We start from the raw sequence: 18,977 nt of genomic DNA, 5'->3' as shown, positions 1-18,977 counted from the left end.
GGAGTTTGATAATAAACAAATAGTAGGAAAAGTGGAAGGTTTCTATGGATATTACAATAAAGTTAATTTATTTCGTTGTTGATTTATTGGTACCGCTAAGTGTGGGCTACCTGCTTCGGGATAAGAAATTGTTTGGTGAGACATTTTTTGATAAGATGATCAACTACAACATGCTGCTGTTATATCCGGCTCTTTCCATATTAAGCTTTTGGGTTATGCCGCTTAGCTGGGAATTGGCATGGTTGCCGGTATTTGGCGTAATATTGAGCCTTATTCCCGGTTTGATCGCTTATTTGATTTCGAAAAACAAATACAGCAGCATGATTGATACCGGCAGTTATATACTGTCGGCAATATTATCCAATCTTGGCACGTTAGGCGGGTTGTGCGTCTATATTTTGTACGGCGAAACAGGTTTTGCGTATACCCAGTTGGTGGTTTTGCTCCAAGTGGCGGTTATTTTCTTAATCTGCTATCCTTTGGCGCAATATTATCACCAGAGCGGAAATGCTGGTATGGTGAAAATATCGTTTTCAAAACTGTTTTTAAACCGCAATCAGCTACCGGTCGTCGGCCTGATCATCGGCTTCTTACTGTACTATCTGAACGTGCCGCGCCCGGCGATATTCGGAAAAATATTCGATCCGCTTGTCCATATTGCTGCATGGACTGCCCTTATTCCGGTAGGCCATTCTATCGATTTTTCGGCAATTAAACGATACTATTCCAGCACACTGGACTTGGTGCCGATAAAATTCATCGTTACCCCTGTGTTAGCCTATATTATTGCTAAGCTGATATTCAGTGACCCCAAGATTATAAATACTATTTTGATTCTGGCCAGTATGCCAACAGCCATAAGTGCGGTTATTGTTGTAAAGATTCATGATCTCAACGTTCATATTGCCAATGCTTCTTTCGTTCTAACTACGGGATTGTTTCTGTTGGTTGTATACCCGGTGATTTTCTTTGGTTTGCATTGAAATAACAGTGGTTGGCAGGGCATGGCAGACTTAAATCTGCAGGGGCGACCTCGTGGCGGTTCGAGTCAGATCAACTGGATAGAAGCAACGGCTTCCCAAGACGGTAGTAATACCGCGTGAATGGAAGATTAATTACTTGCCAAGTATTATCAGTTTAATTCGAACGACTCTAACGATGGACAGAGAACCATATGCAAATATAACTGCATGATGAATAAACCTCATTCACATTTGGAGTGACAATTCCTTCTTGCGAATGAGGTTATTTATATCTCTCGATGATATATTGCTACTGGGTTATAGCATATACTTGGCATGTAGAAATTTTCGTGTGTGTAATGCTGAAAAACACGCGGTAATTTATTACTGTTAAATTCACCTGTAATATTCTGGAATGTTGAATATAAAAACGCGCAAACCATTGTAAAATAAGGATTTTACGGCGTTAAACCAGGGAGAAAGGACGCATAAGAGCCCATTACGTGAAAACGGAATAGGTAGGTTGCCAGGAAAAATATTTTTGCTTACCTAATGGCGAAAAGGAATTTAGTATTGACAATACTAAAACATTTAAACTACAATACAATTGTAGATGGATAATCATGGAGGAAGCGCAAATGAAATCCAGCAGTATACAATCCTTCTGGGAAATGTTTTATATAAGGGGTTTGGAGAATAAAGAGCAAATCCTTCTGGAGGCTGTCAGGGTAGTCCTGGTATTCCGGCACATCCGGAATAAGGGTGTTGTGCTCTCAGATTCGGTGGAAGACAAAGAACGCTTATTTCAGGAAATGAAAAGGCTGTCGGAGGAAAGTAAGCTTGGGCATTTTCCTGGTGATAGAGACTTTTTTTATAATCTGTTTTCTGTTGCGGATAAGCTTGACCTACTAGAATTATTAGTAGCGGTAAATAAAAATGAACGCGCCGGCATAATGCTTGCGCCAGACTATCTTGTGGATTACTTGGCTGGCGGCTTTACGGATGCACAGGACAATATTCTTATTGCTGAAGCCGAGAAAATGGCTGAGAGATTATACAATCTTATAAAAACCAATCCAGACAAGATGTTTACGCTCACAACAGAAAAGTACGTTATCTATATTCTCCTCACAACTGTTTTCGCGGATTTTAAAAATGTCAGAGTAGTAAATCAGTCAATTTATCGGGAATTATTGCTCGAAGAGAACTTCGATATGGCAATCTGTATTCCGTCCTTTGGCAGCCGGCTAAGCCCGGAAGACACCGGGAAAAGTTTTTTAACACGGGATTCGGAGTGCATCGCCATTGAGAATCTTATCAAGCTCATTAATGATGAGGGCAGATTGATTGTAGTTACGCCTGCGAAGGTAACCTTTGCCGGTGGGCCTGTACAAGAGTTTCGCAAGTGGCTTTTGGAAAATTATAATATCGATTCGATATACTCTCTTCCGGAAGGAACGTTCCGGCCTTATGCCGGCATAAAAACGTATTTAATAGCTTTTTCAAAATCAAGAACAGACGGTGTTTCGATTGGCAGTATTGAAGATGAGCAGTATCAACTTGTGCTGAAACAAAAACATATGATATCTTATGACGAGTTTGAGCAGCACGATGACTGGCGCATTGAATTGTTTCTTGCTGATGACAATGAAACAATTCAAAGGTTCAAGACATCCAGGCTGGAAAAGGTAAAATTGAAAGAGGTTGCCGAGGTTTTCCGCGGGAAATCGGTGCTGAAAGATGATATACAGCCTGGCAAGATATTTGTGCTGAATATATCCAACATTGAGGACGGCGAGGTTCTCTTAGATGGCATGGACACCATTCATGAAGAAGAGCGTAAAATTAAGCGTTACCAGCTCATAAAAAACGATATTATTCTCACCTGTCGGGGAACGGCAAATAAAGTCGCTATATTTCCGGAAACAGAACGTATTGTAATTGCATCAGCTAATGTTATCGTGGCCAGGCTGAGCGAAAAAGTACTCCCTTTATATTTAAAGATATTTTTAGAAAGCCCCATCGGCCAAATGCTGGTCAAAAGTTTTCAACGCGGGACTACGGTTATGAATATCAATCCTAATGATCTGGGAGAACTTGAAATTCCCTTACTGCCATTGGAAAAACAACATCAGCTCGCTGCAAGGTTTGATGAGGAGTATAGAAGATATAGACAAGAACTGGCTGAAATTGAGCAAAGGTGGGAGCGGGAACGTTTAGGTATTTATAATCATTTCTTGGAATAGGAGGCGCTACAGATGGAAGCTCGTTATATTGCAATAGTTGGATGTAAGAACTATTACGGCACGAAAATCTTAAAGCCGGGCATACCTGTACGACTGGAAAAAGAGCCGGACAATGAATACGATGCAGAAGCCATAGCAGTATTCATCATGCCGGTGGGTAAGGTTGGCTATGTCGCAAACAGTACGCATACTGTACCAAAAGGTTGCTGCAGTGCCGGCCGTATCTATGATACTTTTGGCGAACATGCTTATGGGATAATCCGGTTTGTGGTGCAGGATACAGCTATTGTAGAGATGATAGATAATAGCGCAATACATTTTGAAATAAAAATGGAGGTATTTGAAGATGCAGGAAGCGAAGAACGGAGCAAACCTGGGTTTTGAAGAAAAACTGTGGCAGGCGGCTGACAAACTGCGCAACAATATGGATGCCGCCGAGTATAAGCATGTGGTTCTGGGACTCTTGTTTTTGAAATACATTTCCGATGCTTTTGAAGAAAAATATGAGGCGCTGAAACAAGACGAACTGGCTGATCCGGAAGACCGAGATGAATATCTGGCGGACAATATCTTCTGGGTAGCGCCGGAAGCCCGCTGGACGTACATAAAAGAAAATGCCAAAAGTCCTATAATCGGGCAAATCATTGACAATGCCATGGCGGCGATCGAAAAAGACAACCAACAGCTTAAAGGCGTGCTGCCGAAGGACTACGCCAGACCGACACTGGACAAGACCCGCCTCGGCGAGCTTATCGATATTCTGTCCTTTAAAGTTGGCGATAAAGAGAGCCGTTCAAAGGATGTCCTTGGAAGAGTCTATGAATATTTTCTCTCTAAATTTGCCAGCGCCGAAGGTAAAAACGGCGGGGAATTCTATACTCCCCAGAGTGTGGTTAAGCTCTTGGTAGAGATGATAGAACCGTTTAAAGGCCGCATATATGACCCGTGCTGCGGTTCAGGCGGCATGTTTGTCCAAAGCGAGCGCTTTGTGGAGGCCCATAGCGGCAAGATAGGCGATATTTCCATATACGGGCAGGAATCCAACCCCACCACCTGGCGGCTGTGCAAAATGAATCTGGCCATCCGCGGTATTGACGGCAACATTGGCGAGTATAACGCCGATGCTTTCCACAACGATTTGCACAAAAGCCTCAAGGCCGATTATATCTTGGCAAATCCGCCCTTCAACATCAGCGACTGGGGCGGGGAAAAACTTACCGAAGATGTCCGCTGGAACGGCTACGGCATTCCGCCGGCAGGCAACGCCAACTACGCCTGGATCCTCCATATGCTCTGGCGCCTGGCTCCGGGCGGTGTGGCCGGCTTCGTCCTGGCTAACGGCTCTATGTCCACCTCTACCTCAAGTGAAGCCGAGATCAGGAAAAACCTTGTGGAAAAGGATCATGTAGACTGCATCGTGACCTTACCGGGTCAGTTGTTTTACTCAACGCAGATTCCCGTATGCCTATGGTTCATCACCAAGAACAAGGCGGCCAAAGGCCACCGTAACCGCAAAGGGGAAATCCTCTTTATCGATGCCCGTAAAATGGGCTATATGGCAGACCGGACGCACCGCGAGCTGTCAGATGAAGATATTAAGAAGATTGCCGATACATACCATGCCTGGCGGGGCGAAGCCGGCGCCGGCGAGTATGAAGATGTAAAAGGTTTCTGCAAAGCGGCGAAACTGGAAGAAGTCCGTGAGCATGAATATATTTTGACCCCAGGACGGTATGTGGGCATCGAAGAAATAGAGGAAGACAGCGAGCCTTTTGATGAAAAAATGCAGCGGCTGACAGGAGAACTATCTGAGATGTTTGCCAAGTCACGGCAGTTGGAAGATGAGATCCGGCGGCGGTTAGGGGCGATTGGGTATGAGTTTTAGTAACAACACCGAAATCCTCATCTATCAAACCGAAGACGGGCAGACCAAGATTGATGTCCGGATGGAAGATGATACAGTATGGCTGTCACTCAACCAAATGGCAGAACTCTTCCAGCGTGACAAATCGGTTATTTCGCGTCATATCAAAAATGTTTTTGCCGAAGGCGAATTGGACGAAAAAGCAGTTGTTGCATTTTTTGCAACAACTGCTGCTGACGGCAAAACCTATGATGTTGCGTACTATAATCTGGACGTCATCATTTCGGTCGGCTATCGGGTAAAATCTCACCGCGGCACCCAGTTTCGGATATGGGCGACCCAGCGGCTGAAAGAATACATCATCAAAGGCTTTACTATGAATGATGACTTGCTGAAGCAAGCAGGCGCTGGTAATTATTTTGATGAATTGCTGGCACGTATCAGAGAGATCCGGTCATCCGAAAAGGTGTTTTACCGTAAGGTTTTGGAAATCTACGCGACCAGCATTGACTATGATCCGCGAGCGGAAATGACACAGAGATTTTTCAAGACTGTGCAGAATAAGATGCACTATGCGGCCCATGGCAAAACGGCAGCGGAAGTGATTTATGAGCGGGCCGATGCCGATAAGCCTTTCATGGGTCTTACCTCATGGACAGGGCTGTCTCCGAAAAAGACCGATGTTGAGTCCGCCAAAAACTATTTGACAGAAGATGAAATCGATACACTTAACCGTATCGTCAATATGTATTTGGATTTTGCCGAACTGCAAGCCAAAAACCGAAAACCCATGTACATGGCAGACTGGCTTAGCAAGCTCGACGATTTCATGAAGATATCGGGCAGGGATATCTTGACTCATGCCGGAACCGTATCCCATGAAGTTGCCAAACTGAAAGCCAACCAGGAGTTGGAGAAGTATCGGGAACGTACCAGAAATGAGTTATCACCGGTAGAACGGCATTTTTTAAGCAGTATTGAGCAGACGGCTAAGCAACTGGAAAAGAAAAAGTGAGATAGTTGGGGGGGTAGGAATGAGTTGTGGAGAATGGAAAATATATCAATTTAAAGATGTAACAATTAATCATGACAGCAAGCGAAAGCCGTTATCGTCTAAGCAAAGAGAAAAAATGCAAGGAAAATATCCATACTATGGTGTTGATTAGCAGAAAAAAGTAACCAATCCCGGGCGTAATTTTGCTGATTAGATCAGATATAAATTTTTAGCTCTAAGTATTGTGCTCAGTACCTTTGCGGATGTTCGCTCTCCGTTGTACCATATCAAAAATAATTTTGCCCATATGGATACAGCCTTTTTGTTTGGCCCAGGCGTTACCGGCGACGATTTCACCGATGATGCTCCGGCTCGCACATTGGGATAAAATATATGCGGCTGGAAGCAGTCGTTTGTTTAGTAAAATTGCGCTGAATGGATATAGCGCCTTTGATATTCCTTTTCATAAGCTCCATTCGGATACTTCATCCCCTGCGTTATATGGAGAGTATAGCGAATGTGACTCACCTGCTTACGATGGCGTTCACATCACCGAAGGATTCAGTAAAGATCATCGACCGGATCTCAGTTGGGCCTGCTTCGACCAAAATAAAAATGACAAGATCGTATTTGAAGGGTTGTCCCAGAAGTAAAAATTTCTGGGACAACCCTTTTTCTATATGAAATCCAATAAAGATTTTTTTCTAGGCGTGTTGTTAGTAACGCTCCACCGCTGGCGCTTGACTTACGCTTATACTAACAACACGCCTGTAAATCTTTATTGGATACTAAAATCCCTTGCTCATGACGTTACGTAACATAGTAAGATAAAACCAGAGGGGGTGGAAGTATGACCAAAGACAAAGGGAAATACCGCAAAAATAGCTGGAAGCGGTTGAGGGTTTGAGCGGCGGAATGGGCGGTCTGTCCTAGGATCATGTTTATGATAAAATTCGGAATATTAAAAATTATCCCAAATATGAGGCGCCTATTCCGGATTGGGAATAAGTGCCTCATACCTGCTTGGCGATTTCCTGAGATTTTGTCAATAGATGTTCGTTTTCTGGAATTTTTTTAGATTTTACGATTGGCGACAGCTACCCGCATTTTATTGAGGTTGTTTGCGAAATTTTCCTGCTTTTTAAATATCATTCCTACATACAGAAGATCAACGATGGCCATGTGCACCAACCGTGACGCCATGGCTTCAGAACGGTAGTGAATCTCCCGGCTCATTCCGTGCAGTACAATGTCGGCTTTTTGCGCGAGGGGAGAGCGCAAATGACTGGTGATGGCGATTACTTTAGCGTTGCTTTTTTTTGATGTTTCAACAGACTGCAGCAGATCTGTGTTAGAGCCTGTGTGGGATACGGCGATGACAACATCTTCGGGTTCCAGAAGTGAGGCGGAAATAAGCTGCATGTGGAGATCCGAATAGGATTTTGTTGGTATGCCGAAGCGAATGAAACGATGTTCAATATCGGACGCTATAACGGACGAGATGCCAAACGCATATATATCAAGCTTGCGGGCGGTATTCAGAATATCTATGGCTTTCTGCAGGGCAGTAAAATCCAGTAATTTGAGCGTATCTTGCAGTCCTTCGGAAATACTGTTAAATATCTTTGCCCCCATCGTTTCTAGTGAGTCGGTAGGGTTTACTTCCTGGCACGTCGATTCCAACGGGTTAAATATTTCGCTAGCCAAGACAATTTTTAAGCTTTGCAGCCCATTAAAGCCAAGCTTGCGGCAAAACCGGGAAATGGTAGCTTCGGCGGTCTTGGTAGCTTCAGCTAAATCAGATATCGTCATGTGGATGATGTCATGCGGATGCTCAATGATAAAGCTCGCAACACGCCGCTCCGACTTAGTAAAACTTTGATAACTGCTGCGTAATAAAGGAAGACACAGGTTTGGCAAACTTGATTCAGACATAATTTCCTTTTTCCTCAATCTAATTTAAATTTATATTCACAAAATTATTTTATCAAAGACTGACGTGGATAATCAAGTTATTTTACAGAAAAATGACATTACTCAATCGGTTAGTGTAAAACAAATGAAAAAATACTGTCAAAATACTATTGCATTTTAAAGATAAATGGAATAAAATAAAAAATCATAAGAGTAAGTCATAAATTGCGAAAATAATGACAGTGTCTAAGCACTTTTCAAAATATTTTGCAAAAAATGTTTATACTTGGGCAGTTCCGAGTATAGTTATATGCGGAAATGGAAAGAAGTTATTGTTTAACTGATGAAAAATATGGGAATATTTACTTAAATATAAAATATCTGAAAAAACAAAAAAATGAAAGGTGGAAGTCAGTTGGACATTATTCAGGAATTATTAAAAGACATACCTTTGCCGCGGATGGCTAAAATACGGCAAAGTTTTCCGGCAGATGAAGTAAAGGATGTTGAAAACACGGTCAGGGCTGAGTTAGCCAACACTCAAGTGCTTGAGCGGGTAAAGCCGGGCATGAGCATAGCCGTCGCTGTGGGCAGTCGCGGTGTGGCTGAAATCGACAAAATAACGCGAGTTGTGGTAGAGGAAATAAAACGACATGGTGGACAACCATTCATTGTTCCTTCGATGGGAAGCCACGGGGGAGCAACCGCCGAGGGGCAGATCGAGGTTCTGGCAAATTTGAATGTTACTGAAGCGACAGCAGGATGCCCGATACGGTCCTCAATGGAAGTTGTTCAAATCGGACGTTTGGAGAATGGCTTGCCGGTATATATTGACAAACAAGCTTCGCAAGCCGATGGCATTGTGGTTATCAATCGTGTTAAACCGCACACCGCCTTCCGGGGCAGCGTGGAAAGCGGTATTTGCAAAATGATCACGATTGGTTTGGGCAAGCAAAAGGGTGCAGAGTCATGTCATGCTTATAGCTTTAAATATATGGCGGAAAATATTTTAGGAATGTCGCAAATCGCTTTGGCAAAGATGCCGTTCTTATTTGCCGTCGCGTCGGTGGAAAACGCTTATGACAAAGTAAAAAAAATCAAAGTAGTGCCGGCCGAAGAGATCATCGAAACCGACAAGCAGTTGCTCGTTGAAGCCAAAGCCAATATGCCGCGGATCTACTTTGATAAAATCGATGTTCTCATTATTGACCAAATAGGCAAAAATATCTCGGGTGACGGTATGGATCCCAATATTACCGGACGTTACCCCACACCGTATGCCAGCGGGGGACCGCAAGTGTCCAAGATGGTGGTGCTGGATTTGACGGAACAAACTCACGGGAATGCCAACGGCATGGGGACAGCCGATTTTACTACCCGCAAGTTAGTCGATAAAGTAAATTTTAAAATGACATATGCAAACGGTTTAACTTCGACTGTTGTCGGGCCGACTCACATGCCGACTGTATTAGACACCGATCAGGATGCGATTAAAGCGGCAGTTAAAACCTGCAATGCCCTCGATCTGTCCAAAGCTAAAATTGTCCGCATTAAAGACACCTTACACTTGGGTGAAATATGGATTTCGGAAGAACTCTTGCCGGAGGCACGGAATAATCCAAATATTGATATTTTAAGCGAGCCTCAAGAAATGACTTTTGATGACAAAGGAAATCTGATTGAATAAGTCGATTCTTTATTTGTATTTATTTTGATAAAGAGAAAAGGGGATTTCAATAGAAGTACCCAGGACTCAAGGAAACTCTTTGAGGTGGTTGAAATGGAAACTTCGATAAACAAATTGCCGCCTTACCAGCGGGCAATTGCTAAAGGGCACTTGGGGTCGTGCGGGGCGGCGTACCGCGATCTGAATCGTCCTATTATTGCTGTGGTAAATTCATGGAATGAAATTGTTCCTGGTCATTGCCACCTGCGCGGTCTTGCCGGGCATGTCAAAGAAGGTATTCTGGCAGCGGGCGGCTTTCCGCTGGAGTTTAATACCATTGCCATCTGTGACGGCATTGCTCAGGGGCATGAAGGCATGAAGTACGTGCTGCCAAGCCGGGAGTTGATTGCCGACTCGGTAGAGACTATGATTCGGGCGCATGGGATTTTTGACGGGATGGTCATGCTGGCTTCCTGTGATAAAATTGTGCCTGCTATGCTGATGGCGGCCGGGAGGTTGAATCTTCCCACCGTCCTGCTCACCGGCGGCCCCATGATCAACAGGATTGCACCTGCGGAATCCAAAAAGGCGCGCCAAAAGTTCATCAAGGGGGAAATTGATGAACAGGCTTTGTTTGATGTCACGGTAGAGTATTATCCCACCGCAGGTGTTTGTCCGTTTCTTGGAACGGCCAACACGATGTGCGTGGTGGCCGAGGCGCTGGGTATGACGCTGCCCGGCTCATCAACACTTCCCGCCACAAGCGCCGAGCGGCAGGAACTGGCGCGAAAAACCGGGGCAACTGCCGTTGAACTGGTGAAAAAAGGCGTATCAGCCCGGGATATTTTGACTCAGGATGCTTTTGAAAATGCCATTGCCGTCGTGCTGGCCATGGGGGGCTCGCTGAATACTGTTTTACATCTGCCGGCCATTGCTCATGAATGCGGGTTAGCCGTAACATATCAGGATTTTGACCGCGTCAGCCGGATTACGCCGTTAATTACCCGGGTAACTCCCAACAGTCAGGAGTACACGGTAGCCGACTTGCATGAGGCCGGCGGTCTCAACACCATTATGAATGAATTGAAACCTGTTTTGCATACCGATGTTGTCACTGTAACAGGCCGCACCTTGGCTGCGATTATCGCTACGGCGTCACAAGCCGACGGAAAAGTCGTGCGGTCCTTTGAACAGCCTTTTTCCAGCGAGGGAGGGCTGGCCGTGCTGGCAGGAAATCTTGCGCCGGAAGGGGCTATCGTCAAAAGCTCCGCCGTGCCGGAAGACCTGCGTGTATTTCAGGGACCGGCCAAAGTCTTTGATGCTGAAGAAGAATGCATGGCCGCAATTGAAACCGGCAAAATCCAATCCGGCGATGTTCTGGTCATTCGTTATGAAGGTCCGGTTGGTGGACCGGGCATGAGAGAAATGCATCGCATTACCGAAGTAGCTGCGCAAATCGGCCGGGTTGCCATCATAACCGATGGGCGCTTTTCCGGCGCTTCCGCCGGGTTGTCGATCGGATATTTATCGCCGGAAGCGGCGGAAGGCGGTCCGATTGCCTGGGTGGAAGACGGGGATTTGATTACCATCGATATTGATAAGCGCACGATTCAGTGGCACGTAACCGAGCAGGAACTGGCAGCAAGACAAACAAAACAGAAAGTCCAAGGCGGGCAGGAGTGCGAAAGTCTGCTTTTAAACCTATACAGGCAGCATGCCACTTCGTCGGCGCAAGGGGCTGTCAGGCGGCTGACAAGGCCGGAAGTGGAAGAACGGTAAGCGGCAAAATAAGTTGTAATCTTTTATTGTAATACTCAACGTAACTAAATTAAGGTGGTGGTGTATAATGATACAACCCATTATGGTGGGTGTGGATATCGGCACAACCGGGATTCGTTCGGTGGCTTACCGGCTGGACGGCAGTTCTACTGCCGTGGCAACAGAAGAATACCCGCTTTCTACCGATCAATCGGGAATTGCCGAACAGGATGCAGATACTATTATGATGGCCATGGAGGCCGTCATTTCCAGAACGGTAAGGCTGCTTGGCGATGAAGCCGCACAGATTAAAGGGATTGCTTTCAGTTCAGTGCTGCACAGTTTTTTAGCCATTGGCGAAGACGGGCGTCCGTTAAGCCGGTTAATGACCTGGGCGGATACGCGGGGCCAAATTTATTTGGAAGAATTAAAGCAAAAACTGGATGCCAAAGCGTTGTACCGGCGTACCGGCTGTCCGTTGCATCCTATGTATTCATTGCTTAAAATATACTGGCTTAAAAAGCAGCAGCCGGAGTTATTTAAGAGAGTGACTTGGTTTGGTTCGATAAAAGACTACGCATTTCACCGGTTGACAGGCAAGCGCGTGGTGGATCGATCGATCGCCAGCGGCAGCGGGGTGTACAATCTGTTCACCCTGGAATGGGACCCGGAGGTTTTAGATATTCTAGGCATTTCGCAAGAAAAAATGCCTGCGGTAGTTTCAACAACAACACAACACTCGCTGCAGTCAGGAATTGCGCAACGACTGGGACTGCCTGCCGGGTTGCCTGTCATCATCGGTGCCGGTGACGGCATGATGGCCAATGTGGGGGTCGGTGCGGTAAAAGCCGGACAAATCAACATTACCATCGGAACCAGCGGCGCGATCCGGATGGCGGCAGACCAGCCTAAAACGGATGAAAAAGGCAGAACGTGGTGCTATAATCTGGCAGACGGACGCTGGATGCTGGGAGGAGCCATCAATAACGGCGGGATATCTTTCCGCTGGGTTAGAGATAAATTCGCTGAAACCGAACAGCGGGTAGCGGAAAAATTAGGTCTTGACTCCTATAGTCTGCTTGCTACCTATGCCCAAAAAGTACCTGCCGGTGCGAACGGACTGATTTTACTGCCGTTCTTTACCGGCGAGCGTGCACCCTACTGGAACGCAGATGCCAGAGGCGTGTTGTTCGGGTTGACCCTAAACCACGACAAACGCCACATTATTCGCGCTGTTTTGGAAGGCATTTGTTACCGGATGAAAAGCGTTTTACTTTCGTTGGAAGAAATTACCGGCAAGGCGGAGGAAATTCGCGTCAGCGGCAGTTTTACCCGTTCGGAAGTATGGCTGCAAATCTTGGCCGATGTGCTTGGCCGCGAGATCTCTTTGCCTAATGTGGAAGAAGGAGCAGCTTTTGGCGCGGCGATTTTAGGCTTTTATACTTTGGGTCTGTTGCCGAGCATTGATGTGGCCGTCGACATGGTAGGGATTAAAAAGACCTTTATCCCTAATCCGAATAATTATGCAACATATGAGAAACTTTACACTATGTATGAACAGGTCTACTGGAATCTGCAGGAACAGTTCAGCATGATTTCCAATTTTCAACGTAGTGAAATGGGAAAGGAGCATGACTAAATGGCAGTTATTTTAACAACTCCCCGCTCTTTTGCCGGCTGCAAAAAAGCCCTGGAGTTGCTGCAACAGGCCGGACATGAGGTGCGTGTCCAAAAGCCGGAAAAGCCGTACGCGGCCAAAGAATTGTGTTCGGTCATACAAGGCGTGGATGCAATCATTGCCGGGTTGGATGAAATAAACAGTGAGGTGATTCAGGCCGGTTCACCGACGCTTAAAATTATCGCCCGCAACGGCGCAGGGTATAATAATGTTGATATAGAAGCCGCCCGCAGGCATAATGTGGTAGTCACTGTTACGCCGGGTGCCAACAGCATTGCGGTCTGTGAACTGGCTTTCGCGTTGATGATCGGTTTATCCCGCAAAATTCATGTAATGGATGCTTATATTCGTGATGGTCAATGGACTCGCGTTCCGGGTGTTGAATTATTTGGAAAAACAGTGGGTGTTATTGGCACCGGTGCAATTGGGAGTGAATTAATCAAACGGTGTGTTGCGTTTGGGATGAAAGTACTGGCCTATGATTTATATCCTAACCAAGGGTTGATAGACAATTACGGAGTAAAGTATACCGAGTTGGAACAGATATATCAAGAATCGGACTATCTTTCTCTGCATCTGCCTTCTTCCGCCCAAACGCAAGGAATGATCAACGCGGATGTCATTTCCCGGATGAAGAAGGGCGCTTGTCTCATTAATACTGCCAGAGGCGATCTCATTGATGAAAATGCGCTGTTTGCAGCGCTTGAAAGCGGTCATCTTGGCGGGGCAGGTCTGGATGCTTTTGTTCACGAGCCATTTACCGATGAACGGTTCTTTAAACTATCAAATGTAATTATGACTCCGCATAGCGGGTCGTATACAGCCGAGTCGGTGGAACGCACCCTGGTAGCGGCAGCGGAAGAAGTGCTGCGAGTGTTGTCAAATCAGAAACCGCTTCACGCTGTCGGCTGATTTGTGAAAAACAAGCATGAGTCCACGATGCATGCTTGTTTTCCCCCGAGATATTTTGGCAATGTTTTGATAATAGGGAATTATTTGAAATTATTTTGCATAACTACTAACTTGATTGCATAGATGCATATTTGAAAGGAGGGATAAAGCATTTGCCAACAATTCGGCGAAAGTGCTTAAAAGGAGGAATGTTGGAAAAACAGTCAATCCACATTTAATAACTAAGCGTTGAGAATGTTATGCTAAGATCAACAAAAAAGTTAGTGGAGGAGAAAAAACGTGAACGATACTTCGCAAAAAAAGACTCATGTCCGTTTTTATATTGGTATACTCATGTTGACGGCAATTGTTATCAATTATCTTGACCGCACCGTAATGTCTGCTGCGGCTCCAGCTATTATAAAGGATTTGCATATTGGCCCGGGGGAAATGGGAATTATCATGTCAGCTTTCTTCTGGAGTTATGCCGCATTCCAGATTCCTGCCGGCTGGCTGGCCGACAAAATCGGTCAACGTCTTTGTCTGGCCATTTCCGTATTGTGGTGGTCGCTGGCAACGGCAGCTACTGCTATAGCCAAGACACCTGCCGGTTTCATTTGGGCGCGGGTGTTTATGGGAACTGGTGAAGCGGGCGCGTACCCCAGCAACGCCGGGGTTGCTGCTAAATGGTTCCCTGACCGTGAACGGGGCAGAATTACTGCTTTGTTTGACAGCGGCTCCAAATTCGGCACAGCGTTTACCATGCCGTTGGTTGCCTGGATTGTAGCTGCGTACGGTTGGCAAGTTGCCTTTGTTATTTGCGGTGCGCTCGGTATTTTCTGGGTTGCTGCCTGGTGGGCTTATTACCAGGATCCGGAAAAACACAAATCCATTAATGCTGCCGAACTGAAATATATTCGTGACGGCCAAGCGAAAAAAGAGGGTATTGACAATGTCCAACCTCTTAAATGGCACCAATTATTACGTTATCGCAATGTTATCGCCATGTGCATCGGCTTTTTCATGCTGAACTATGCAATCTATTTCTTTATTACCTGGTTCCCGACTTATTTGGTACAAGAGCGCGGCATGACCCTGATGAAAATGGGTTGGATGGCCATGTTGCCTCCATTGTGCGGAATCCTGGCGCAGTGGGCTGGCGGTATCTTCACTGATTATATGTACGCTAAAACCGGGTCGCTGAACAAAGCGCGTAAAATCAATCTGGTAGGCGGCATGACTCTCGCTACGTCCATTGCTTTAGCCGGACTGACCCAGTCTGACGTGGTGGCCATCGCCTTGTTGTGTATTTCTTACGGCGGCTTGGCATTTGCGGCAAGTGCCATCTGGTGCTTACCTGGCGACATTGCTCCCCGGAATATGACTTCGGTATTAGGCGGCATACAAAACGCCTTTTCCAATTGCGGCGGTATTTTAGGACCGATTGTTACCGGTTATATCATTGCTACGTCCGGTTCCTTTATTCCGGCGCTCATGGTATCGGGGGCGTGCTGCTTCATTGGCGCTATGGTTTATCTGTTCATGCTCAAAGATATCAAGCCGATTGAGGTATAAAATCAGTTTTGAAAGTTAAAGATCAAAGTCAATTAGCGAAACGAAAAGAGGAATTCAAATGAGTAAACAGCAGGTGCTCGAACGGATTTGTAAATCAGGTTTGGTTGCGGTAGTAAGAGCCGAGAATGGCGATCAAGCCAAGCGCATTGCGGAAGCTTGCCTGGCCGGCGGCATGCAGGCGATCGAAATTACCTATACTGTGCCTGGGGCTCACCATATCATGGAAGAACTGGCTAGGGCCTATTCACCGTCCGAGCTTATTATTGGCGCCGGCACGGTCCTTGATCCGGAAACAGCCCGCATCTCAATTCTAAGTGGGGCACAATATGTTGTTTCACCTTGTTTAAATGTAGAGACGGTGCGTTTGTGCAACCGCTATCAAGTACCCATCATGGCCGGCGCAATGACCATCAAAGAAATTGTGGAGTGCATGGAAGCCGGTTCCGACATTATTAAATTGTTTCCCGGCGAACTGTTCGGACCGGCAATGGTCAAGGCCGTAAAAGGGCCTTTGCCGCAAGCGCAGATCATGCCGACAGGCGGCGTGAGTGTTGATAATGTACAAGAATGGATTAAGGCCGGTTGCGTGGCAGTTGGCGCAGGCAGCAGCCTGACTGCCGGCGCTAAAACCGGAAATTATGCAGCAATTACTGAGACGGCTAAGCGGTTCTTAGAAGAGATTGCCAAGGCACGCTTGGCCAAGTAATACCAGCAGCAGTTCAATTTTTATTGTTACGAGGGCTGACCTAACAGTTGATTAGGTCAGCCCGAGTTTTATTTATACATCGTAAGCTTATAGAGCAAACAGGCGATAGCCATGGCATAAGGGACACCTAGTAAATGAATACCTATTGACGAAAAAGGCACAAGGCGTCACAAAGTATATCTCACAGACGGTTTTCAAGCGAATCCATATGATAATCCGTTTCTCTCCGTCCATATTCTACTTGTGATATCAGCCGGATTTATTACAAAGCTTTGCTCTTGGCTATTTTCTTGTCCGGTGGTCCGGACACTTTCTTTTCTTGCAAGTTTATTATTTTCCAGACACAAAATAAGTACATAAAATGGATTGGAAGAAACCATGATGCATTTAGCCTGTAAAACGCTTATAGAGGAACTATCACCAAGTGCTAAGCAATTAATAATGCTAATACATTTGTTAAAAATAGGTACAATAGGAAGCATGATCGTTTATTTTGTGGCTTGGCTATGGTAAAATAATGTTAAAGGGAAGGGGTGGGTTAGATTATGAAAGGAAAAAACAGACCAATGGATCTTTCCACCATTATGGTGGTACTGGGATTTTTATCTTGGAAGTGCATAACTACTGTCAGTAAAATCGATTTCCGTTAGATCGGACGTACCTGTCCACTCGAAGTATTTGATGCCAGACAAAAAAGAATAAAAATCCTGGTTATTCAACAATTCAACGACCAGTTTATTTTGTTCCACAATACTTTTCTCTGCGCCTGATTTGTTAATGATGATTGTTCTTACCATCCCTAAAATAAGAACGGTAAGTTCAACCCCGATTTCCCGGCCTTTTGTAACGAGGTGGCTGCTAGTAACCGTGAACTGCTCGCGGCGATAGAGAGCTTGAATATTGAGCTGATTTTGTACCAATTTATCAAGGCCGATAGTTTTATATTCGCTGGAATTAAACACAAAGAGAATTTCCCGATCTCATGAACGCGAATTCTCTTGAGGTAGAAAGCCCCCACTCTTATGAGTGCTTGGCTCCTACCATTTTTTAATTTTAACACAAAAATAGAGCCGCGCAAGAATTTTTGTTGCGCGGCTCTATTTTTGTGTCGCACCTTGCTGTCCTTCATCGAGTATCCGCATGCCGCAGGCAGGAATAAGGATTACAAAGTTGAAGTTATACAGTATTTTGAAATTCGTTCAAACCTTACAAGAAGCTGTGGTGAGATGATGTGACCCAAGTATTTCTGGACAACCAACAGTTTGGTCTGGTTGGCGAAGTGTTAAAAGAAAGGCTAAAACCGGACAGCACGCTTTTAGTTGCCGCCCCCTATATGACGCTTTATGCTTTTCGCGAAATGCAAGACGTTTTAAAAAAAGTAAAGCTCGGTTCACTCGTTTGCCCTGACGCTAGGAAAGATCATCGAAAAAATAGACGGAGTATTAGCCAAAATCGATAATTACCGGCCCCATGAAGCCGTTGACATGAATGTACTGGACGAAGCCGATGATCCGGAATTGGAGGATTTGCTGGTCGGGAGCAAGGTTGAGGTTTTACTGGCGGACATGGACTTGATCCGCTGGAAAGAGCATTTGCTGGCTGACAGAGAAATACTGGCTAACTTGCTGGCCCAGTCTCAAAAGGTGTCGGTTAGTAGAGACCGCAAGCTCCTTGCGCTGAGGAACGAAATAAAAAATAAAATCAACAGCCCCGTCAACCCCGACAATAAAAAGGTTATTGTGTTCACTGCTTTTGCCGACACCGCGCTTTACCTTTACGAGGACATCCACGCCTGGGCGAAACAAGAGCTTGGGCTTCACACTGCGGTAGTGACAGGCGCCGGTGACCCTAAGACCACGCTGCGCATGAAGAAGGCCGATTTTAACGGCATCCTCCTGGTATATGTTCGCGCTGACGGCAAAGTCATTCACAGCTACAACCATATCAAGCATACCCTGGACATCTTCCGGGCTGCCGCCGTAAACAAAAAACAGCCCCTGCCGGAGTTGGTGAAAGAATTTAACAAGGAAACAGGAAACGCGAAGCACATGCAGGCTTATTAGGAGCTTTTGGCAAAAGCCGTTCAGGATATCAACGGCAAAGCCGAGCAGGAAGAAACCATGAACCTCTTCCGGTTAGGCGGCTTAAGCAGTTTAATGAAAAACCGGTCCAAAGAAGTTGAGGATTATGAGGTAATCTCATATTTGATCATCAGGTGATAAAATGGGAGCAGCAAAGTTATTTGAAAGGTTGGAACTTGCGCGGCGGCTAATACCGGTCAACCGCAAGATAGACAAGCAGGATTTGTACATACAGGCGGAACTGTCAAAATGCGAGCGCCGGATATTCGTAGACGATGTAGCCCGCGCGGAGCTGTCGTACCTCTTGACCACAGACAGCATCAACGTCCGGCCGTACAGCGACGAAGAACATCTCTATGAAGGCATTGCCGTTGTTACGGTTTATCTGAACCGCGACCTGCATTTGCGGACTTATCTTGCCGAAAAGCTCCCCGTCATAGGGAAATATAGGGAAATGCCGGCGGACGATATTCTTTTAATCCGGGACAAAATTGCAGCTGCAGAAGCGCTGCATAACGAATTTCAACAAACCCGCAGGCAGTTGGAACAAGAAACTAGGTTTAACCGCAAAGTTGAGCTAAACCAAAAACTCTATGAATTGAAGAAACGGATGGAGAGTATCCGGATATTTTAGGAGGCAGC

The 18,977-nt window shown here is 45.7% G+C and carries 19 protein-coding genes; 17 read left to right on the top strand and 2 right to left on the bottom strand.

What is annotated here, in order from left to right:
- The first annotated feature begins 44 nt into the window (after positions 1 to 44).
- The 7 genes from SCACP_RS18045 to SCACP_RS18015 all read left to right on the top strand — a co-directional run bounded on the left by SCACP_RS18045 (position 45) and on the right by SCACP_RS18015 (position 6,719).
- On the top strand, positions 45 to 983 hold the full coding sequence (locus SCACP_RS18045; RefSeq protein WP_425058887.1) for an AEC family transporter: 939 nt from the start codon (positions 45 to 47) through the stop codon (positions 981 to 983).
- A gap of 617 nt (positions 984 to 1,600) precedes the next feature.
- Positions 1,601 to 3,208 carry a restriction endonuclease subunit S gene (locus tag SCACP_RS18040; protein WP_425058886.1) on the top strand — a complete coding sequence of 536 codons (1,608 nt, stop codon included), beginning with the start codon at positions 1,601 to 1,603 and terminating at the stop codon, positions 3,206 to 3,208.
- Between the two features lie 12 nt (positions 3,209 to 3,220).
- Positions 3,221 to 3,592 carry an HIRAN domain-containing protein gene (locus SCACP_RS18035; protein ID WP_425058885.1) on the top strand — a complete coding sequence of 124 codons (372 nt, stop codon included), beginning with the start codon at positions 3,221 to 3,223 and terminating at the stop codon, positions 3,590 to 3,592.
- Positions 3,555 to 5,093, top strand: a complete 1,539-nt coding sequence (locus SCACP_RS18030) for a type I restriction-modification system subunit M (protein WP_425058884.1) — start codon at positions 3,555 to 3,557, stop codon at positions 5,091 to 5,093. Before SCACP_RS18035 ends, SCACP_RS18030 begins: the two co-directional genes overlap by 38 nt.
- Positions 5,083 to 6,087: a virulence RhuM family protein gene (locus SCACP_RS18025; RefSeq protein WP_425058883.1), complete on the top strand. Its 1,005-nt coding sequence runs from the start codon at positions 5,083 to 5,085 to the stop codon at positions 6,085 to 6,087. The genes SCACP_RS18030 and SCACP_RS18025 overlap by 11 nt, the downstream gene beginning before the upstream one ends.
- A 19-nt stretch (positions 6,088 to 6,106) precedes the next feature.
- Positions 6,107 to 6,238 (top strand): hypothetical protein, encoded by a 132-nt coding sequence (locus SCACP_RS18020; protein ID WP_425058882.1) that lies wholly within the window; start codon positions 6,107 to 6,109, stop codon positions 6,236 to 6,238.
- A 187-nt stretch (positions 6,239 to 6,425) separates the two neighbouring features.
- The gene (locus SCACP_RS18015; protein WP_425058881.1) at positions 6,426 to 6,719 is read left to right on the top strand and encodes a hypothetical protein; all 294 of its coding nucleotides are present in this window, start codon (positions 6,426 to 6,428) and stop codon (positions 6,717 to 6,719) included.
- Between the two features lie 421 nt (positions 6,720 to 7,140).
- Here SCACP_RS18015 and SCACP_RS18010 read toward each other — a convergent pair whose 3' ends face one another.
- A complete protein-coding gene (locus tag SCACP_RS18010) occupies positions 7,141 to 8,001 on the bottom strand; it encodes a MurR/RpiR family transcriptional regulator (RefSeq protein ID WP_425058880.1) in 861 nt (286 codons plus the stop codon).
- Between the two features lie 394 nt (positions 8,002 to 8,395).
- On the opposite strand from SCACP_RS18010, the gene SCACP_RS18005 reads away from it, so the two are divergent.
- The 6 genes from SCACP_RS18005 (at position 8,396) to SCACP_RS17980 (ending at position 16,254) form a co-directional block, all read left to right on the top strand.
- A complete protein-coding gene (locus SCACP_RS18005; protein ID WP_425058879.1) occupies positions 8,396 to 9,667 on the top strand; it encodes a lactate racemase domain-containing protein in 1,272 nt (423 codons plus the stop codon).
- 93 nt (positions 9,668 to 9,760) lie between these two features.
- Entirely contained in the window at positions 9,761 to 11,425 is a 1,665-nt protein-coding gene (gene ilvD / locus SCACP_RS18000) for a dihydroxy-acid dehydratase (protein WP_425058878.1), read from the top strand.
- Between the two features lie 67 nt (positions 11,426 to 11,492).
- Entirely contained in the window at positions 11,493 to 13,043 is a 1,551-nt protein-coding gene (locus SCACP_RS17995) for a gluconokinase (RefSeq protein WP_425058877.1), read from the top strand.
- Complete coding sequence (locus SCACP_RS17990; protein ID WP_425058876.1) at positions 13,044 to 13,994, top strand: phosphoglycerate dehydrogenase; 951 nt, start codon at positions 13,044 to 13,046, stop codon at positions 13,992 to 13,994.
- A gap of 279 nt (positions 13,995 to 14,273) precedes the next feature.
- Entirely contained in the window at positions 14,274 to 15,548 is a 1,275-nt protein-coding gene (locus SCACP_RS17985) for an MFS transporter (protein ID WP_425058875.1), read from the top strand.
- 58 nt (positions 15,549 to 15,606) lie between these two features.
- Positions 15,607 to 16,254 carry a bifunctional 2-keto-4-hydroxyglutarate aldolase/2-keto-3-deoxy-6-phosphogluconate aldolase gene (locus SCACP_RS17980; protein WP_425058874.1) on the top strand — a complete coding sequence of 216 codons (648 nt, stop codon included), beginning with the start codon at positions 15,607 to 15,609 and terminating at the stop codon, positions 16,252 to 16,254.
- Between the two features lie 602 nt (positions 16,255 to 16,856).
- Here SCACP_RS17980 and SCACP_RS17975 read toward each other — a convergent pair.
- A complete protein-coding gene (locus tag SCACP_RS17975) occupies positions 16,857 to 17,216 on the bottom strand; it encodes a hypothetical protein (protein WP_425058873.1) in 360 nt (119 codons plus the stop codon).
- 269 nt (positions 17,217 to 17,485) lie between these two features.
- Here SCACP_RS17975 and SCACP_RS17970 point away from each other — a divergent pair, with 269 nt between their 5' ends.
- The 4 genes from SCACP_RS17970 to SCACP_RS17955 are packed head-to-tail and all read left to right on the top strand — an operon-like array spanning position 17,486 to position 18,969.
- Positions 17,486 to 17,713, top strand: coding sequence for a hypothetical protein (locus SCACP_RS17970; RefSeq protein ID WP_425058872.1), 228 nt, complete (start codon positions 17,486 to 17,488; stop codon positions 17,711 to 17,713).
- A 25-nt stretch (positions 17,714 to 17,738) separates the two neighbouring features.
- The gene (locus SCACP_RS17965; protein ID WP_425058871.1) at positions 17,739 to 18,317 is read left to right on the top strand and encodes a hypothetical protein; all 579 of its coding nucleotides are present in this window, start codon (positions 17,739 to 17,741) and stop codon (positions 18,315 to 18,317) included.
- Positions 18,318 to 18,323: 6 nt separating this feature from the next.
- On the top strand, positions 18,324 to 18,473 hold the full coding sequence (locus SCACP_RS17960) for a hypothetical protein (protein WP_425058870.1): 150 nt from the start codon (positions 18,324 to 18,326) through the stop codon (positions 18,471 to 18,473).
- A gap of 4 nt (positions 18,474 to 18,477) precedes the next feature.
- The gene (locus SCACP_RS17955; protein WP_425058869.1) at positions 18,478 to 18,969 is read left to right on the top strand and encodes a DUF4391 domain-containing protein; all 492 of its coding nucleotides are present in this window, start codon (positions 18,478 to 18,480) and stop codon (positions 18,967 to 18,969) included.
- Positions 18,970 to 18,977 lie beyond the last annotated feature (8 nt).

The sequence above is a fragment of the Sporomusaceae bacterium ACPt genome, from assembly GCA_041428575.1.
Taxonomy (GTDB): Bacteria; Bacillota; Negativicutes; order Sporomusales; family Sporomusaceae; genus Sporomusa_D; species Sporomusa_D carbonis.
Note: the sequence above shows the minus strand (reverse complement) of the source record. Positions and strands in the feature narration are given on the sequence as shown.

Excerpts from the sequence above, each read along its gene's own strand:
- SCACP_RS18045 (WP_425058887.1), top strand. The coding sequence starts at position 45 with ATGGATATTACAATAAAGTTAATTTATTTCGTTGTTGATTTATTGGTA.
- SCACP_RS18040 (WP_425058886.1), top strand. The coding sequence starts at position 1,601 with ATGAAATCCAGCAGTATACAATCCTTCTGGGAAATGTTTTATATAAGG.
- SCACP_RS18035 (WP_425058885.1), top strand. The coding sequence starts at position 3,221 with ATGGAAGCTCGTTATATTGCAATAGTTGGATGTAAGAACTATTACGGC.
- SCACP_RS18030 (WP_425058884.1), top strand. The coding sequence starts at position 3,555 with ATGCAGGAAGCGAAGAACGGAGCAAACCTGGGTTTTGAAGAAAAACTG.
- SCACP_RS18025 (WP_425058883.1), top strand. The coding sequence starts at position 5,083 with ATGAGTTTTAGTAACAACACCGAAATCCTCATCTATCAAACCGAAGAC.
- SCACP_RS18020 (WP_425058882.1), top strand. The coding sequence starts at position 6,107 with ATGAGTTGTGGAGAATGGAAAATATATCAATTTAAAGATGTAACAATT.
- SCACP_RS18015 (WP_425058881.1), top strand. The coding sequence starts at position 6,426 with ATGATGCTCCGGCTCGCACATTGGGATAAAATATATGCGGCTGGAAGC.
- SCACP_RS18010 (WP_425058880.1), bottom strand. The coding sequence starts at position 8,001 with ATGTCTGAATCAAGTTTGCCAAACCTGTGTCTTCCTTTATTACGCAGC.
- ilvD (WP_425058878.1), top strand. The coding sequence starts at position 9,761 with ATGGAAACTTCGATAAACAAATTGCCGCCTTACCAGCGGGCAATTGCT.
- SCACP_RS17995 (WP_425058877.1), top strand. The coding sequence starts at position 11,493 with ATGATACAACCCATTATGGTGGGTGTGGATATCGGCACAACCGGGATT.
- SCACP_RS17990 (WP_425058876.1), top strand. The coding sequence starts at position 13,044 with ATGGCAGTTATTTTAACAACTCCCCGCTCTTTTGCCGGCTGCAAAAAA.
- SCACP_RS17980 (WP_425058874.1), top strand. The coding sequence starts at position 15,607 with ATGAGTAAACAGCAGGTGCTCGAACGGATTTGTAAATCAGGTTTGGTT.
- SCACP_RS17965 (WP_425058871.1), top strand. The coding sequence starts at position 17,739 with ATGAATGTACTGGACGAAGCCGATGATCCGGAATTGGAGGATTTGCTG.
- SCACP_RS17955 (WP_425058869.1), top strand. The coding sequence starts at position 18,478 with ATGGGAGCAGCAAAGTTATTTGAAAGGTTGGAACTTGCGCGGCGGCTA.